Origin of the sequence: Vibrio bivalvicida, assembly GCF_001399455.2 — a bacterium.
GTDB lineage: Bacteria > Pseudomonadota > Gammaproteobacteria > Enterobacterales > Vibrionaceae > Vibrio > Vibrio bivalvicida.
In genome coordinates this window covers 89,485-106,474 of record NZ_LLEI02000090.1, presented here as the reverse complement: position 1 = coordinate 106,474, position 16,990 = coordinate 89,485, and the positions used below count along the sequence as shown (strand labels likewise).

At 45.8% G+C, this 16,990-nt stretch carries 12 protein-coding genes and 2 tRNA genes; 10 read left to right on the top strand and 4 right to left on the bottom strand.

Translation table 11 applies throughout. The features are described from left to right. Positions 1–79: 79 nt before the first annotated feature. The gene (locus APB76_RS21260) at positions 80–2,119 is read right to left on the bottom strand and encodes an EAL domain-containing protein (protein WP_049842926.1); all 2,040 of its coding nucleotides are present in this window, start codon (positions 2,117–2,119) and stop codon (positions 80–82) included. A 195-nt stretch (positions 2,120–2,314) separates the two neighbouring features. Here APB76_RS21260 and ubiT point away from each other — a divergent pair, with 195 nt between their 5' ends. The 10 genes from ubiT (at position 2,315) to truB (ending at position 10,489) form a co-directional block, all read left to right on the top strand. Further along, on the top strand, positions 2,315–2,842 hold the full coding sequence (ubiT, locus tag APB76_RS21255; protein ID WP_049842925.1) for a ubiquinone anaerobic biosynthesis accessory factor UbiT: 528 nt from the start codon (positions 2,315–2,317) through the stop codon (positions 2,840–2,842). Continuing rightward, positions 2,826–3,329 (top strand): GNAT family N-acetyltransferase, encoded by a 504-nt coding sequence (locus tag APB76_RS21250; RefSeq protein WP_049842924.1) that lies wholly within the window; start codon positions 2,826–2,828, stop codon positions 3,327–3,329. Before ubiT ends, APB76_RS21250 begins: the two co-directional genes overlap by 17 nt. A gap of 223 nt (positions 3,330–3,552) precedes the next feature. After that, on the top strand, positions 3,553–3,885 hold the full coding sequence (secG, locus tag APB76_RS21245; protein ID WP_049842940.1) for a preprotein translocase subunit SecG: 333 nt from the start codon (positions 3,553–3,555) through the stop codon (positions 3,883–3,885). A gap of 31 nt (positions 3,886–3,916) precedes the next feature. After that, positions 3,917–4,000: transfer RNA gene (locus tag APB76_RS21240), tRNA-Leu, on the top strand. 56 nt (positions 4,001–4,056) lie between these two features. After that, positions 4,057–4,133, top strand: a tRNA-Met gene (locus APB76_RS21235). A 208-nt stretch (positions 4,134–4,341) separates the two neighbouring features. Next, complete coding sequence (rimP, locus tag APB76_RS21230; RefSeq protein ID WP_049842923.1) at positions 4,342–4,797, top strand: ribosome maturation factor RimP; 456 nt, start codon at positions 4,342–4,344, stop codon at positions 4,795–4,797. A gap of 24 nt (positions 4,798–4,821) precedes the next feature. Continuing rightward, the gene (gene nusA, locus APB76_RS21225) at positions 4,822–6,309 is read left to right on the top strand and encodes a transcription termination factor NusA (RefSeq protein WP_049842922.1); all 1,488 of its coding nucleotides are present in this window, start codon (positions 4,822–4,824) and stop codon (positions 6,307–6,309) included. Between the two features lie 20 nt (positions 6,310–6,329). Further along, complete coding sequence (gene infB, locus APB76_RS21220; RefSeq protein WP_049842921.1) at positions 6,330–9,017, top strand: translation initiation factor IF-2; 2,688 nt, start codon at positions 6,330–6,332, stop codon at positions 9,015–9,017. Between the two features lie 114 nt (positions 9,018–9,131). Further along, on the top strand, positions 9,132–9,539 hold the full coding sequence (gene rbfA / locus APB76_RS21215; RefSeq protein ID WP_049842920.1) for a 30S ribosome-binding factor RbfA: 408 nt from the start codon (positions 9,132–9,134) through the stop codon (positions 9,537–9,539). Then, complete coding sequence (gene truB / locus APB76_RS21210; protein WP_049842919.1) at positions 9,539–10,489, top strand: tRNA pseudouridine(55) synthase TruB; 951 nt, start codon at positions 9,539–9,541, stop codon at positions 10,487–10,489. Before rbfA ends, truB begins: the two co-directional genes overlap by 1 nt. 68 nt (positions 10,490–10,557) lie before the next feature. On the opposite strand, the gene APB76_RS21205 is transcribed toward truB, so the two are convergent. The 3 genes from APB76_RS21205 to gltB form a co-directional block, all read right to left on the bottom strand. Next, complete coding sequence (locus APB76_RS21205; protein ID WP_049842918.1) at positions 10,558–10,986, bottom strand: DUF1499 domain-containing protein; 429 nt, start codon at positions 10,984–10,986, stop codon at positions 10,558–10,560. A gap of 102 nt (positions 10,987–11,088) precedes the next feature. Beyond that, a complete protein-coding gene (locus APB76_RS21200; RefSeq protein WP_054962027.1) occupies positions 11,089–12,501 on the bottom strand; it encodes an FAD-dependent oxidoreductase in 1,413 nt (470 codons plus the stop codon). A gap of 21 nt (positions 12,502–12,522) precedes the next feature. After that, positions 12,523–16,986, bottom strand: a complete 4,464-nt coding sequence (gltB, locus tag APB76_RS21195; RefSeq protein WP_054962026.1) for a glutamate synthase large subunit — start codon at positions 16,984–16,986, stop codon at positions 12,523–12,525. Positions 16,987–16,990: the final 4 nt, after the last annotated feature.

Genomic DNA, 16,990 nt, shown 5'->3' with positions numbered 1-16,990 from the left:
ATTTTATGAAGAAATATGAACGGCAAATTTGATATACAGCAGGTTTGAGTGAGTTTCTAAGTTAAATAATCACTTAGAGTTAGTTTTTGTGGCGACGGTTTTGTGCAAACAGTTCTTCCACTTCTTGCCTTGGCTGTGGACGGTAGAAATGAAAGCCTTGAATAGAGTGACAGTTGAGGTTAGACAGAAGAGTCGCTTGTTGCTGAGTTTCAACACCTTCTGCAACTACAGTTAAATCAAGCGACTTACCAAGGTTGATGATGTTTTCTATCACGGTAATTTGTTTTGGCAGTGTATCGATATCAGAGATAAAGGCGCGATCAATTTTAAGCTCGTCGATGGGAAATCGAGCTAAATAAGAGAGTGATGAGTAACCAGTACCAAAGTCATCGATCGATAGCGCAAATCCAAGCTTCTTAATGGCATTGAGCATTTGTAGCGTGTGCTCACTGTCGCTCATGACCGCACTTTCTGTCAGTTCGAAAGTGATGCTACTCGGGTCAAGTTCAGTGGTGCGTAGCAGTTTTTCCATATAGTCGATGAGCTTTGGGTTACCAAATTGTTCAGGAGACAAGTTGATTGCCACACGGCCAGGTAAAATACCTTGGAGTTTCCAACGCTTAACCGTACTAAAAACTTCGCGCATCACAACGCGCCCAAGATGTTCGATTAACCCGGCTCGTTCAGCAACAGGAATAAATGCCCCTGGGCTGATATAGCCTTCTACCGGGTGTTTCCAACGGATCAGTGCTTCAGCTCCGTTAATGCTGAAATCGCGTGCGTTAACTTTCGGCTGATACCAAACCTCTAAACCGTTTTGCTGAAGCGCTTTTTGTAGCTCGATCTCGAGCCATAAACGCATCCGCGCTTCTTTGTTCATCTGATCATTGAATTTAATCAGACGGTTACGACCGCGATCTTTTGCTTCATACATGGCTGTGTCAGCATTTTGTAGTAAGATTCGTGCATCATTACCGTCACCTGGATAAGCGACACTACCGATAGAGCAGGCGAGGCGCTTACTAAAATGGTGTAAATCAAATGGCTGATTAATAAGAGAAATAATCCGTTCGGATAGCATTTCTGCCATACGATTATTCTCTGGTTCAGGTAGGATTATCCCAAATTCGTCACCACCTAAATGGCCCAATACTGCTTGTTGAGGTAACAAGCGTTTTAAGCGTGAAGAAACTTCTTTGATCACTTTGTCGCCAATGTGATGGCCCAGCGAGTCATTGATATTCTTGAAGTTGTCAATATCGAGGTAGAGCATGATTAACGGCGTTTCGTTGTGGATCAACTGCTCTAAACGTTTGGTAAAGCCAAATCGGTTGTACAGGCCTGTTAGCGAATCGAGATGAATATCGTCTTGTTTGCTGGTAGTAAGTGCGGTGGGTGTTGATTCTGCATCTTGAATCAGAATGAGTTGTGAGTCACTGCCAAGAATCATCGCTGCATCAGCCTGTAAGTGAACTTTGCGTTCAAAGCCACAACGAGGACTGGTTAAACAGGTCAGCGGGGTTTCCCCAAGCATATTGGAGAATGATTTAGAAAAAACGGTCTTAGTTTTTTCATCAACAAACAGACGCGATAAGCTTTCGCCCAGCACATCTTGGATAGAATTGAATCCCAATAATCTTAGAGCTGCAGGGTTCGCGGAAAGAATGCAGTCATCCTCGACTAAAAAAATGCCCTCAGGTAAAAGTGACGTGAGCTTGGAAAACTTTCCTTCTGACTCTTCAAGTGAACGAATTAAGATTTGTTTTTCGGAGGTATCAAGCGCGTGGAAGATGACATGCTCTACTTTGCCTTCGGTTTCAATTGGAGACAGGTTGAAGTGTAGGCTTGTCTCTAAATCGAGATCGCCCATAGTCATCTCTGCTTCTATGGACTCACCTTTGAATGCCCGTTGATAATAAGGCTTAAGGTGCTCATAAAACTGCTGACCCATGATTTGACTATCGCACATACCAATCAGTTCAGTTGGAGTTAGCCCTGCGATATCGCAATAGCGGCCATTAACCATGGCATAGTTATGCTGGTTATCCAAAATGGCGAAAAAAAACGGACTGTTGGCCGTGATTTTTGTAAACCAGTGCTGAATTTGTTGCGATAGCATCAAGTTTTTCCGACTCTCCAAAGAGCAAATTATCCACTAGGGAGCGAATGTGAGTGATGTGTTAACTATAACTGTCCTTGCGCAGAGTTTAAAGAGTTAAGGCTTAGCGCAGATTCTTTGATAAATGACAGGAATGCCTAGTCAAACATCCTCTATGATGAGTGATTCTAGCTAACAAAGTAACGGATATCTCGCGTGATTAACAAGATACGCACTCAACTAGTGCAAAATGCAGCATCAATTTTGCGATCTCCAGTCCACTTCTTGCCTCAGGTTGTACAAAAAAAAGCCTTGCTTGAAGGGCTTAAAACTGTGTTTAAAGAAGCACTTGAAGACGGTGACTTCGAATTCCTAGAAGGTAAGTGGTTAAGAGTTGAAGTAAAAGATCTGCAATTGAGTTGGCTAATTAGTTATGAAAACGAACAAATTGTCGTTGCAGACAAAGCAGTACAAGAAGATGTTTTGTTTAGTGGTTGTCTTAACGACTTGGTGCTCATCGCAGGACGCAAAGAAGATCCAGACACCTTATTCTTTCAACGTCGTCTAACGATTGAAGGGGACACTGAGCTGGGACTTGAGGTTAAGAACCTTATGGATAGTGTTGATCTAGAATCTTTGCCAAAGCCTCTGCAAACCTTGTTAAATCAGCTAGCCGATTTTGTGCAAAAAGGCTTACAATCGCCTGCAACACATAAAGAGGTTATAAATGCTTATTCGAACTGAAGCGCCGGCAGATATACTTGCCATTGATCGATTGCTAAAATCGACGTTTGAAACAGAGGCTGAAGCTAATTTAGTCATGAAGCTAAGAGAAAATAGTCGCCGCACCTTGTCATTAGTTGCCTGTAACGATGAAGGTGTAGTGGTTGGCTATGTATTATTTAGCCCGGTTACGCTAGAAGGCAGCGATTTGAATTGGCAAGGTTTAGCACCATTAGCGGTCGAAGAAAAGTATCGTAATCAAGGTTTAGCTGCTGAGATGGTTAAGGAAGGGTTATCTTCTTTACGCGAGTTTGGTTACCCAGCCTGTGTTGTCTTAGGTAACCCTGCTTATTATAGCCGTTTTGGTTTTATCGATAGTGAAAAACGCCAAATGCGTTGTCAATGGGATGTTCCGCAAGGTGCATTTCAAGTCCTGTCATTGGTTGAAGGCGAGTTTGACCATCGCTCTGGCCTAATCGAGTACTGTCCTGAATTTTCAGAGCTTTAATTTGAATTGGGTCAATACAAAGCGCTTAATGTGTGCTTTTGTCCTTTTTTTGACCGTTTAGCTCTCAACATGTACCTTTTTGAAAAAATCTACTTGTCAGCGTAATCGGCTTTCGCTAGTATTGCTCGGCCTTCGATAAGGAGGTCGCTAGCCTTGTTCAAAATTTCTTTCAAAGAGTTTTCGAGCGGCGCTGGCTCAACAATTTGGAACATAGGTGGAAATCATGTTTACAGTTCTACTTGTGATTTACCTGTTGGCAGCGGTTGGTGTAATCGGCCTAGTGCTGATTCAACAAGGTAAAGGCGCAGATATGGGAGCCTCATTCGGTGCAGGCGCATCAAACACAGTGTTTGGCGCAAGCGGCTCAGGTAACTTCCTAACCCGAATGACTGCAATTTTTGCAACAGTATTTTTCATCCTTAGCTTAGTGCTTGGTAATATGTCTACGCATAAAACTGAGTCACAATGGGTAGACCCATCTCAAGGTCAAGTTATCCAGCAAGCTGACGATGCGAGTGAAATTCCAGCCCCTCAAGGCGATGAAATTCCTCAATAAGCTATTTTCTAGCTGAAAAATAGAATTAGCTGCCGAGATGGTGAAATTGGTAGACACGCTAGCATGAGGTGCTAGTGCCTTAGGTGTGAGGGTTCGAGTCCCTCTCTCGGCACCATTGATTTACAAACTTGTAAAACACCTTGGAGAGCGTATAATGCTCGACAAGTCGGACGCGGGGTGGAGCAGCTTGGTAGCTCGTCGGGCTCATAACCCGAAGGTCGTCGGTTCAAATCCGGCCCCCGCAACCAAATCCTCTAAGGATTAGGACAAGTTTGCGCAATAGCAATATTGCGAGTTAAGTGGCATAGATAGCACTTAACATATCAGGGTCCAGCAACAAAAAACCCCGACTTTTCGGGGTTTTTTGTTATCTGAATTTTCTAATTGAGAATTTGGAGCTTTGCTTGGAATTTAAATTGGGCTCTGAGCCCTTTTTTTGTTTCTGGAGTGGTTTAAATGACTGGTTTAGAAAGACAACTTACTGAAATGCTTGAAGCTCCTGTAGCAGCATCAGGTTATGAGTTAGTTGGATTAGAATTTGTTCGCGCAGGTGAACACTCAACGTTACGTATCTTCATTGATCACGAGAACGGTATTAATGTTGAAGATTGTGCTGAAGTTAGCCGCCAGGTTAGCGCGGTAATGGACGTTGAAGATCCAATCACAGTGGCTTACAACCTTGAAGTGTCTTCACCAGGTTTAGAAAGACCACTATTCAAAGCAGCACATTATGAACAATTTGTTGGTCACGAGGTAAGCATCGTTTTGAAGATGGCTGTTGGCAACCGTCGCAAGTGGAAAGGTGTAATCCACTCAGTTGATGGTGAAACTATCTCAGTTACTGTTGAAGGTAACGAGGAAGAGTTTGCCCTAAGCAATATTTCAAAAGCTAACCTGATCCCTAAATTTTAATTAAAGTCTTAGAGGCTATTTAAAATGAGTAAAGAAATTTTAGCGGTAGTAGAAGCGGTATCGAACGAGAAAGCGGTACCTCGTGAGCGTATCTTTGAAGCCCTAGAAATTGCTCTGGCTACTTCTACCAAGAAGAAACACGAAATGGAAATTGATGTTCGTGTTGAAATTGACCGTAAAACGGGTGAGTTCGAAACGTTCCGTCGTTGGTTAATTGTCGAAGACGTTGAGAGCCCAACTAAAGAGATCTCTCTAGAAGCTGCTAAGTTTGAAAACGAAGAGCTTGAGCTAGGTGGCTACGTTGAAGATGACATCGAATCGGTAACGTTTGACCGTATTACGACTCAAACGGCTAAGCAAGTTATCGTACAAAAAGTACGTGAAGCTGAGCGTGCACAAATCGTTGAGCAGTTTATTGATAACGAAGGCGAGTTAGTTACTGGTGTGGTAAAGAAAGTTAACCGCGAAACAGTGGTCCTTGACCTAGGTAACAACGCTGAAGCAGTGATCCTACGTGACGACCAGCTTCCTCGTGAAAACTTCCGTCCAGGTGACCGAGTTCGTGGCCTTCTATACAAAGTGGCTCCAGAAGCACGTGGTTTTCAGCTATTCGTTACGCGCTCTAAGTCAGAAATGCTGGCTGAACTATTCCGTGTAGAAGTTCCTGAAATTGCTGAAGAGATCATCGAGCTTAAAGGCGCGGCACGTGATCCTGGTTCTCGTGCAAAAATTGCTGTTAAAACAAATGACAAACGTATTGACCCTGTTGGTGCGTGTGTTGGTATGCGTGGTGCGCGTGTTCAAGCTGTTTCTGGTGAGCTTGGTGGTGAGCGTATCGATATCGTACTTTGGGACGATAACCCAGCGCAGTTTGTTATCAATGCTATGGCGCCTGCAGATGTTGCTTCTATCATCGTTGATGAAGATACAAACGCGATGGACATCGCGGTTGAAGCAGACAACTTAGCGCAAGCAATTGGCCGTAATGGTCAAAACGTACGTCTTGCATCTCAGCTGACTGGTTGGGAACTAAACGTAATGACAGTTGAAGATCTTCACAAGAAACACGCTGAAGAATCTCAAGCTGCAATTGAAAGCTTCATGAAGCACCTAGATATTGAAGAAGATTTCGCTCAACTACTTGTTGAAGAAGGCTTCTCTACTCTAGAAGAAGTCGCTTACGTACCAGTAAATGAGCTTCTAGAAGTTGACGGCCTAGATGAAGATCTAGTCGAAGAACTACGTAATCGTGCTAAGAATGCACTAACTACTCTCGCTCTTGCGCAAGAAGAGTCTTTCGAAGGTGTTGAGCCTGCCGAAGACCTGCTTGGTCTAGAAGGGCTAGAGCGTGAGATGGCATTTAAACTGGCAGCTAAAGGTGTAGCAACACTAGAAGACCTGGCTGATCAGGGTATCGATGATATCGAAGGTATTGAAGGTCTAACCGAAGAACGTGCGGGTGAGCTAATTATGGCAGCTCGTAACATTTGTTGGTTCGGCGACGACGAATAATTTCAGCAAGGAGAAAGCGGATGACACAAATTACTGTTAAGGCACTGAGTGAAGAAATTGGTACTCCAGTGGACCGCTTAATTGAACAACTTGCTGACGCTGGCATGAATAAAGCGGGTAGTGATCAAGTTACTGATGAAGAAAAGCAGAAACTTTTGACTCACCTTAAGAAAGAGCACGGCGACACATCTGGTGACGCGGAGCCTACTCGCTTAACGCTACAGCGTAAAACTCGCAGCACACTAAGCGTTAACGCTGGTGGTGGCAAGAGTAAGGATGTTCAAGTAGAGGTGCGTAAAAAGCGCACTTATGTGAAGCGCAGCATTATCGAAGACGACGCGAAACGTGAGGCTGAGGAAGCAGCAAAGCGTGAAGCGGAAGAGCTTGCGAAGCGTGAGGCTGAAGAGCAAGCAAAACGTGAAGCTGCAGAGAAAGCAAAACGCGAGGCCGAAGAGAAAGCGAAGCGAGAAGCGGATGCAAAACGCGACACTGAAGATAAGGCTAAACGCGCCCAAGCTGATAAGGCTAAGAAAGACATGAATGCAAAAAATGCAGAAGTGAATACTCAAGCGAAAAAAGAAGCTGACGAGCTGAAGCGTCGTCAGGAAGAAGAAGCCCAACGTAAAGCGGAACAAGAAGCTGCGAAGCTTGTTGAAGAAGCTCGTAAGCTAGCTGAAGAAAACGAAGCTCGTTGGACTGAAGAAGAGAAGAAGAAGAAAGAGTTAGAGAATTCTGACTACCATGTAACGACTTCTACTTACGCTCGTGAAGCTGAAGATGCAGCTGACCGTAAAGAAGAAGGTGGCCGTCGTAAGAAGAAGAAGAAAACTTCTGGCAACGATGACCAAAACCGTGGTGGCCGTAACCAACGTGGTGGCCGTGGTCGCAACAAAGGTAAACTAGCTAAACCTACTTCAATGCAACAAGGTTTTGATAAAACTGCAACTGTAGCGAAAGCAGATGTTGCTATCGGCGAAACTATCGTTGTCTCAGAGCTTGCTAACAAGATGTCTGTTAAGGGCACAGAAGTTATCAAAGTAATGATGAAGATGGGCGCAATGGCGACTATCAACCAAGTGATCGACCAAGAAACAGCGGCGCTTGTTGCTGAAGAAATGGGTCACAAAGTTATCCTACGTAAAGAAAACGAGCTAGAAGAAGCGGTACTATCAGATCGTGATAACAGCTTGGAATCAGTGCCTCGTGCACCAGTAGTAACTATCATGGGTCACGTAGACCATGGTAAAACTTCTACACTTGACTACATCCGTAAAGCACACGTTGCTTCAGGTGAAGCAGGCGGTATCACGCAGCACATTGGTGCGTACCACGTAGAAACTGATAACGGTATGATCACTTTCCTTGATACTCCTGGACACGCGGCATTTACAGCAATGCGTGCTCGTGGTGCTCAAGCAACAGATATCGTTGTTCTAGTAGTAGCAGCAGACGATGGCGTAATGCCACAGACAATCGAAGCAATCCAGCACGCGAAAGCGGCAGGTGTTCCTCTGATTGTTGCTGTCAACAAGATTGATAAAGAAGACGCAAACCCAGATAACGTTAAGAACGAGCTAGCTCAATACGACGTTATTCCTGAGGAGTGGGGCGGTGAGAACATGTTCGTTCACATCTCTGCGAAACAGGGTACAAACATCGAAGGTCTTCTAGAGACTATCCTTCTACAATCTGAAGTTCTAGAACTGACTGCAGTTGAAGAAGGCATGGCGTCGGGTGTTGTTGTTGAATCTCGTCTAGATAAAGGTCGCGGTCCAGTAGCAACAGTACTTGTTCAATCAGGTACGCTAAACAAAGGTGATATCTTACTTTGTGGTCAAGAATACGGCCGCGTTCGTGCAATGCGCGATGAAAACGGTAAAGAAATCACTTCAGCAGGTCCTTCTATCCCTGTAGAAATCATCGGTCTATCTGGTGTGCCATCTTCAGGTGACGAAGCAACTGTAGTTCGTGATGAGCGTAAAGCGCGTGAAGTTGCAAACTACCGTCAAGGTAAATTCCGTGACGTGAAACTTGCTCGTCAGCAGAAATCTAAACTAGAGAACATGTTCTCTAACATGACTGCTGGTGAAGTTGCTGAACTTAACGTTGTTCTTAAAGCTGACGTTCAAGGTTCTGTTGAAGCAATCGCAGACTCGCTACTGAAACTTTCTACTGACGAAGTGAAAGTGAATATCGTAGGTTCTGGTGTTGGTGGTATTACTGAAACTGACGCAGTTCTTGCTGAAGCTTCAAACGCTATCATCCTTGGCTTCAACGTTCGTGCAGATGCTTCAGCGCGTCGTGCAATCGAATCAGCTAACGTTGACCTACGTTACTACTCAATCATTTACCAATTGATTGATGAAGTGAAACAAGCAATGGGCGGCATGCTAGCTCCAGAATTCAAGCAAGAGATCATTGGTCTTGCTGAAGTGCGTGACGTATTTAAGTCACCTAAACTGGGCGCAATCGCTGGTTGTATGGTTACAGAAGGTATCATCAAACGTAGCAACCCTATCCGCGTACTACGTGAGAACGTTGTTATCTATGAAGGTGAACTAGAGTCACTTCGTCGCTTTAAAGATGACGTTCAAGAAGTTAAGAACGGCTACGAGTGTGGTATCGGCGTTAAGAACTACAATGATGTTCGCGTTGGTGACCAGATCGAAGTATTCGAAATCGTAGAAGTTAAACGTACTCTTGACTAATTGACTAACATTGCTGGCTTACTCATTGATGAATAAGCAGTAATTGGTTGTTGAATACGCCATGGGGGGCTGGAATTTATCCATCCCCCCATTCTTTCTAATAAGAGAAAAGATATGTCAAAAGAATTTAGCCGCACGCAGCGTGTTTCACAGCAGCTGCAAAAAGAACTTGCGATGATCCTTCAACGTGAAGTTCGTGATTCTCGCCTAGGTATGGTGACCATTTCTGATGTAGAAGTGTCACGTGATCTAGCGTATGCAAAAGTATTCGTTACTTTCCTATGTGTTGGTGAGCAAACACCAGAATCTTGCCTAGAAGCATTACGTGAGCACGAAGTGCACATTCGCATGATGCTAGGTAAGCGTATTCGTCTACGTCTAACGCCAGAAGTTCGCTTCTACTACGACAATACTCTTGTTGAGGGTATGCGTATGTCGAACCTTGTGTCTGAGGTGGTAAGCGAAGACAAGCGCAAGCAACAAGACTCAGGTCGCGAAGAAGACCAGGCAGGTGAAGAGTAATGGCTCGTCGTCGTAAAGGTCGTCCAATTAATGGCGTTATCCTTCTGGATAAACCAACAGGCATTTCATCTAATGATGCACTGCAAAAAGTAAAGCGTGTTTACTTTGCAGAAAAAGCAGGTCATACCGGTGCTCTGGATCCCCTAGCGACAGGTATGCTGCCAATTTGCCTTGGTGAAGCAACCAAGTTTTCTCAATTTTTGCTCGATTCAGATAAGCGTTACCGAGTGATAGCTAAACTAGGTGAGCGCACTGATACATCAGATTCTGACGGTGAGGTTGTCGAAACTCGTCCAGTCGATGTGTCTCTAGACAAGCTAGAAGCATCTATCGATAAGTTCCGTGGTGAGTCTGACCAAGTACCTTCAATGTTTTCTGCGTTGAAGTATCAAGGTAGGCCTCTGTATGAGTATGCGCGTAAAGGCATTGAAGTGCCGCGTGAATCACGCAAGATTACCGTGTATGAAATTGTCCTGCATCGCTTTGAAGGTGATGAAGTGGAGATGGAAGTACACTGTTCTAAAGGCACCTATATCCGCACTATCGTCGATGATCTGGGTGAAATGCTAGGTTGTGGCGCTCATGTGACTATGCTTCGTCGTACTGGGGTTGCAAAATACCCGTATGGGAAGATGGTGACACTTGAGCAGTTAAATGAGCTACTTGAGCAAGCACATCGTGATGAAGTCGCTCCTAAAGAGTTGCTCGATCCGTTGCTATTGCCAATGGATACCGCAGTTGAAGATTTGCCAGAGGTGAATTTGAGTGCTGAGTTAACCAACCTAGTACAACACGGTATGCCGGTACAAGTATTAGGTGCACCAGAAGGGACGCCACTGCGTATGACTTCTGGTGAAGAGAAACTCTTTATTGGTGTTGCAGAAGTCAATGACGACGGTAAGGTCGCGCCTAAGCGCCTCGTTGTTTTCCGTGATGAAGCCGAGCAGTAATTAGCTTTCCCGCTAATATAAAAACCGAAGCCTAATGCTTCGGTTTTTTGTATCTGGCCGCTAGGCGTTTACTTGATAAGGCCGCTTTCTTTTAGTCGCTCGCGCAGTTCATCGGCTCGTTTCCGGTTAACACCAAAATCCGAATAGCCAACACGTGACTCAGAGCGCACCACTAGTTTATCGCCTTCAATTTTTAGCTCTAAGTCGTCAACAAAGCGCATGATCTTCGAGGTGCACTCGATACGCAAATACCCTCCTTCTTTGACCGCAGTTTTCGCCCCTGCTAGCTTGAGAGCTGCTTGTTCAATACTGTCGATATTAGCATCTGCTGTTAGGGGGAAGGGGGCGAGCTGATATTTCTCACGGTTATCTTGGGTCGAGACACAGTTGGGTTTATCTCCACATGGTGAAGCAGAACGATCCGTCATGGTTTGAACTCCTTGGCTACAAGCGGTTAAACCCAACACTGTAATGGAAAGGAGAGCTGCTTTCTTCATGTTGAATTCCTGTTTGTTATTTTGTCTTAATTATATGTACCGCAAGAAAAAAGGATCCAATCATAGGATCCTTTTGTGATGTTGATAGAGGCAAAAATTGGATCAGACTTCTAGATAATCGAGAATGCCTTCTGCTGCTTTACGCCCTTCATCAATCGCAGTAACAACAAGATCAGATCCGCGAACGGCATCTCCTCCGGCAAAGATCTTTTTGTTGCTCGTCTGGAACATAAACTCTTGATCAGATGGTGCTTTGATACGTCCCCATTGATCGAGTTCTACGCCATATGGTTCAAGCCAACTCATCTGGTGGGGTTGGAATCCAAATGCCATGATAACGGCATCGGCTTCCAATACATGTTCACTGCCTTCTACAGGTTCTGGGCGACGGCGCCCCGCTTCATCTGGTTCACCCAATGCCGTTTTGACCACTTTGACACCGCTGACTTTGCCTGAGCTGTCGACATCAAGTCCTAGTGGCTGAAGGTTAAACATAAAGTTAACCCCTTCTTCTTTGGCATTTTTTACCTCACGACGAGAGCCCGGCATGTTGGCTTCATCGCGGCGGTAAGCACAAATGACGTTATCGGCACCTTGACGAATTGATGTACGTACACAGTCCATGGCGGTATCACCACCACCAAGGACGACCACTTTTTGCCCTGCCATATCAATAAATGGTTGGTCATCTTCTAAGCTCATTACCTTATAGGTATTTGATACTAAGAAAGGTAGAGCGTCATAGACACCAGGAGCATCCTCGTTGTCTAGACCCGCACGCATATTCTTGTAGGTGCCGACGCCAAGGAAAACAGCGTCATACTCATCGACAAGCTCCTGCATTTGGATGTCTTTCCCCACCTCAATGTTGAGTTTGAACTCGACGCCCATTTCGCTAAAGACTCGACGACGATTCTCCATGACCCCTTTTTCCAACTTAAACGATGGAATACCGAAAGTGAGTAGGCCACCAATTTCAGGGTAGCGATCGAAAACAACGGGCTTGACGCCGTTACGAACTAAGATATCTGCCGCTGCAAGGCCCGCTGGTCCTGCGCCGATAATGGCAACCTTCTTATCTGTCCACTCGACTTTGGACATGTCTGGTTTCCAGCCTATCTCAAACGCTTTATCGGTAATGTACTTTTCAATATTACCAATCGTTACCGCACCAAAGTCGTCATTTAGGGTACAAGAGCCTTCACACAGCCTATCTTGAGGACATACTCGACCACATACTTCAGGCAAGCTGTTAGTTTGGTGAGAGAGCTCAACCGCTTCTAATATGCGTCCTTCATTGGCGAGCTTTAGCCATTGCGGGATATAGTTGTGAACCGGACATTTCCATTCACAGTAAGGGTTACCACAGTCTAAGCAGCGATCTGCTTGCGCAGTGGCTTGCTGCTTAGTAAAGGGTTCATAAATTTCGACGAACTCAATCTTACGAGTTTTAATCGGCTTTTTCGCAGGATCTACGCGTTGTACGTCGATAAATTGGTATACGTTCTGACTCATGATTCAAACATCCTCCATGAATTATTGGACTTGAACGCGCAGTTCTGCGGCACTGCGGCTTTGATGGCCTAGCAGGGTGTTTAAGTCTGCTGCTTGAGGTTTCACTAAGTAGAACTTTGGAATCCATTCATCAAAGTTCGCTAAGATGTTTTCTGCGTGAGCAGATCCTGTCTCTTCTAAGTGTTCTGCAATTAAGCCACGTAAATGTTCCTGATGAATATAGAGCTCAGAAAGGGCAACTGCCTCTACCGATTCTTGGTTCACGCGACCTTGGAAGTCGTCGTTTTCATCCAAGACGTAAGCGAAGCCGCCTGTCATACCAGCACCAAAGTTCACGCCAGTCGCACCAAGAATGGCAACAATACCGCCTGTCATGTATTCGCAAGCATTATCGCCAGCGCCTTCAATCACAGAGATGGTGCCAGAATTACGCACCCCAAAGCGTTCGCCTGCAGTACCTGCCGCAAATAGCTTGCCGCCTGTTGCGCCATACAAACAGGTGTTGCCTATGATGGTCGCCTCATTACATCTAAAGGCGGTACCTTGGTGCGGCTTGATAACAATCTTACCGCCAGCCATGCCTTTACCGACATAGTCATTGGCATCACCCGTCAGGTAGAGTTCAACACCGCCCGCATTCCAGACTCCAAATGACTGACCCGCGGTACCATCCAGATGAAGTTTAATCGGCGTTGCAGCCATACCTTGGTTACCGTAGCGTTTGGCTATTTCACCTGAAAGACGAGCGCCAATTGAACGGTCAGTGTTAATGACGTTATAGAAGAGGTCAGCACCTTGCTTAGCCTCTACAGCCGCTAAGGTATCTTCAACGATCTTTTGATTGAGTTCTGCCTTGTCAAATGGAGCGTTTGGCTCGGTCCAATAAAGCGGATGGTTTTGTGGTGACACTGGTGCTTCAAGAATACTAGATAGATCGAGCTTGCTTTGTTTGGCTGTCATACCTTCTACTGCTTCCAGTAGATCGGTACGACCAATGAGATCTGTTAGCTTTTCAACACCAAGTTCAGCTAACAGCTCGCGCACTTCATCAGCAAGACCGACAAAGTAGTTCATTACCATCTCAGGTAGGCCTTTGAAGTATTCTTTACGTAAGGTGTCATCTTGCGTAGCAACACCTGTCGCACAGTTGTTTAGGTGACAAATACGTAGGAACTTACAACCCATCGCGACCATTGGGGCGGTACCAAAACCGAAGCTTTCTGCACCAAGAATTGCCGCTTTGACCACATCTAAGCCAGTTTTCAAGCCACCATCAACTTGGAGGCGAATCTTGTGGCGAAGACCATTGGCAACTAGAGCCTGCTGAGTTTCGGCAAGGCCGAGTTCCCAAGGGCTACCTGCATATTTTACTGAGGTGAGTGGGCTTGCTGCCGTACCGCCGTCATAACCAGAAATGGTAATCAGATCGGCGTAAGCCTTGGCAACCCCTGTTGCGATAGTGCCGACACCAGGTTCAGAAACCAACTTCACCGATACCAGAGCATTCGGATTGACCTGTTTAAGGTCGAAGATAAGCTGAGCCAAATCCTCAATCGAATAGATATCGTGATGAGGAGGAGGGGAGATAAGGGTTACCCCTTGCACTGAATAGCGCAGTTTAGCGATTTCAGCCGTGACCTTATGCCCCGGTAACTGACCGCCTTCACCAGGCTTCGCCCCTTGTGCAACCTTGATTTGCAAGACATCAGCATTAGTTAAGTAGTGAGGTGTTACACCAAAACGTCCTGAGGCAATCTGCTTGATACGAGAGTTACGTTCAGTACCAAAACGGCGTGGATCTTCACCACCTTCACCGGAGTTTGAGTAGCCACCCAGTCGGTTCATAGCGGCTGCCAGAGCTTCATGAGCTTCAGGGCTTAAAGCACCAATAGACATCGCTGCTGAATCAAATCGTTTGAACAGTTCAGTGCTTGGTTCGATTTGTTCCAGTGTTAACGGTGAGTCTGATTTCTTCAGTTGCATTAAGTCACGCAGCATAGCCACAGGGCGATCATTGACCTGTTTGGCAAAACTCTTATAGTCGGAAGAGTCGCCGGACTTAACTGCGGTTTGTAAGGTTCCTACAACATCTGGGTTGTAGGCGTGGTATTCACCACCGTGGACATATTTGAGCAGCCCACCATGTTCGATAGGTTTGCGTTTCGCCCAAGCTTTGCGAGAAAGGTTGTAAAGGTCTTGCTCAAAGTCTTCAAAGTTTGCACCTTGAATTCGGGTTGTAACACCATTAAAGCATAGCTCGACAACTTCCTGACTTAGGCCGACAGCTTCAAACAACTGAGAACAACGGTATGAAGCGACCGTTGAAATGCCCATCTTAGACATAATCTTGTACAGGCCTTTGTTGATGCCGTACTGGTAGTTTTGCATCACTTCGCGATAGCTCTTATCGATCGCTCCATCATCAATCACTTTGCCTAAGGCTTCATAGGCGAGATACGGGTAAACCGCGGTTGCGCCAAAGCCAAGTAGAACCGCAAATTGATGCGGATCGCGCACCGTTCCTGTTTCAGCAATGATGTTAGCGTCACAGCGCAAGTTAGCTTCTATTAGGCGGCTTTGCACTGCGCCTACTGCCATCGCGGCTGGGATAGGCAACATGCCTTTGCGTAATGCTCGGTCGGAAAGAACCACGAGCACAGAGCCATCTTTTACTGCCTGCTCAGCTTGTTCACAAAGATCTAAGATTGCCTTTTCGAGATCTTTCTCTTGAGGATCGTAGTTAATATCCAGTACTGAGTTGCCATAGTGTTGATCGTTTAGCTCGAGCAACTGCTTCATATCTGAGTAAAGCAGAACAGGCGAATCAAAGGTGACTCGATGGGCGTGACCATCGGTTTCACAGAAGACATTCATCTCCTGACCAATACTGGTTGCAAGCGACATAACGTGTTTTTCACGCAATGGATCGATCGGTGGGTTGGTTACTTGCGCGAATTTCTGACGGAAATAGTCAGTGACAAGGCGTTCTTTTGAAGAGAGCACTGCCATTGGCGTGTCATCACCCATTGAGCCAACGGCTTCTTGACCCATATCACCCAGAACACGAAGGACCTGATCGACTTCCTCGTTGCTCATCGCAAACTGTTTTTGGTAGGTCTTAAGTTGGTCATCGTCAAAGCTACGTTCACCTACTTGATCTTCGGCTAACTGCGAGAATGGTGTAAGTTTATGAACATTGCTATCCATCCACTCTTTATATGGATGGCGACCTTTAAGATCATTATCAATTTCGCTTGATTGCCATAGCTTGCCTTGGCGAGTATCCACCACGAGCAGTTCACCGGGGCCTACGCGGCCTTTTTCTGCGACTTCATCCGGTGCGTAATCCCAAATACCGACTTCTGATGCAAGAGTGATCAGCTTGTCTTTAGTGATCACATAACGAGCAGGGCGTAGGCCATTTCTATCTAAGTTACATGCCGCATATCGACCATCGGAAAGCACGATACCAGCCGGGCCGTCCCACGGTTCCATATGTTTCGAGTTGAAGTCGTAGAAGGCGCGTAGATCTGGGTCCATATCCGGGTGGTTTTGCCACGCAGGTGGAACAAGCATTCGCATAGCGCGGAAGATATCCATACCACCCGCTAAGAACAGATCGAGCATGTTATCTAAGCTTGATGAATCTGATCCCGTTTCATTGACGAAAGGTGCGGCCGTTTGCAGGTCGGGTAGGAGCGGCGAAGCAAATTTATAAGCACGTGCTCGCGCCCACTGCCTATTGCCTTGAATCGTATTGATTTCACCATTATGGGCGAGATACCTGAATGGCTGAGCCAGAGGCCAACGCGGTTGAGTGTTAGTCGAAAAACGCTGGTGGAACAGGCAGATAGCTGATTCCATGCGTAGATCGGCGAGGTCTAAGTAGAACCTAGGTAAGTCTGCGGGCATACACAGACCTTTGTACACCATGACTTGAGTCGACAAGCTACAAATATAAAACTCGTTATCGTCAACGATCTGTTTTTCAATTCGGCGGCGAGCGATATACAGGCGTCGTTCAATGTCGCGCTCACGCCACCCGGCAGGTGCTGAGATAAAAACTTGCTGAATATTGGGCAGTGAATCAGCCGCAATTGGGCCTAACACTGCCGAGTTGGTCGGCACTTCTCGCCAACCTGAGACGGTCAATGTCTCTTTTGCAAGCTCTTGATTAATAATGTCTTTAGCTTGTTGAGCTTTAAGAGGGTCTTGATTGAAAAAAATCATACCTACAGCATATTGTTTGCCGAGGTTGAAACCATTTTCTTCAGCGATAAGACGAAGATATGAGTCGGGCTTTTGTAATAAAAGACCACAGCCATCACCCGTTTTTCCGTCAGCGGCGATACCACCACGGTGGGTCATGCGGTCAAGTGCTGAAATTGCGGTGCGTACCAGTTTATGGCTTGGCTCACCTTCCATATGTGCAATCAAGCCAAATCCACAGTTGTCTTTTTCAAGACGAGGATCATATAAAGCCATTGCA

Bases quoted from the DNA above. Each gene is read 5' to 3' on its own strand.
- APB76_RS21260 (WP_049842926.1), bottom strand. From the start codon at position 2,119: ATGCTATCGCAACAAATTCAGCACTGGTTTACAAAAATCACGGCCAAC.
- APB76_RS21250 (WP_049842924.1), top strand. From the start codon at position 2,826: ATGCTTATTCGAACTGAAGCGCCGGCAGATATACTTGCCATTGATCGA.
- secG (WP_049842940.1), top strand. From the start codon at position 3,553: ATGTTTACAGTTCTACTTGTGATTTACCTGTTGGCAGCGGTTGGTGTA.
- rimP (WP_049842923.1), top strand. From the start codon at position 4,342: ATGACTGGTTTAGAAAGACAACTTACTGAAATGCTTGAAGCTCCTGTA.
- nusA (WP_049842922.1), top strand. From the start codon at position 4,822: ATGAGTAAAGAAATTTTAGCGGTAGTAGAAGCGGTATCGAACGAGAAA.
- infB (WP_049842921.1), top strand. From the start codon at position 6,330: ATGACACAAATTACTGTTAAGGCACTGAGTGAAGAAATTGGTACTCCA.
- rbfA (WP_049842920.1), top strand. From the start codon at position 9,132: ATGTCAAAAGAATTTAGCCGCACGCAGCGTGTTTCACAGCAGCTGCAA.
- truB (WP_049842919.1), top strand. From the start codon at position 9,539: ATGGCTCGTCGTCGTAAAGGTCGTCCAATTAATGGCGTTATCCTTCTG.
- APB76_RS21205 (WP_049842918.1), bottom strand. From the start codon at position 10,986: ATGAAGAAAGCAGCTCTCCTTTCCATTACAGTGTTGGGTTTAACCGCT.
- APB76_RS21200 (WP_054962027.1), bottom strand. From the start codon at position 12,501: ATGAGTCAGAACGTATACCAATTTATCGACGTACAACGCGTAGATCCT.
- gltB (WP_054962026.1), bottom strand. From the start codon at position 16,986: ATGGCTTTATATGATCCTCGTCTTGAAAAAGACAACTGTGGATTTGGC.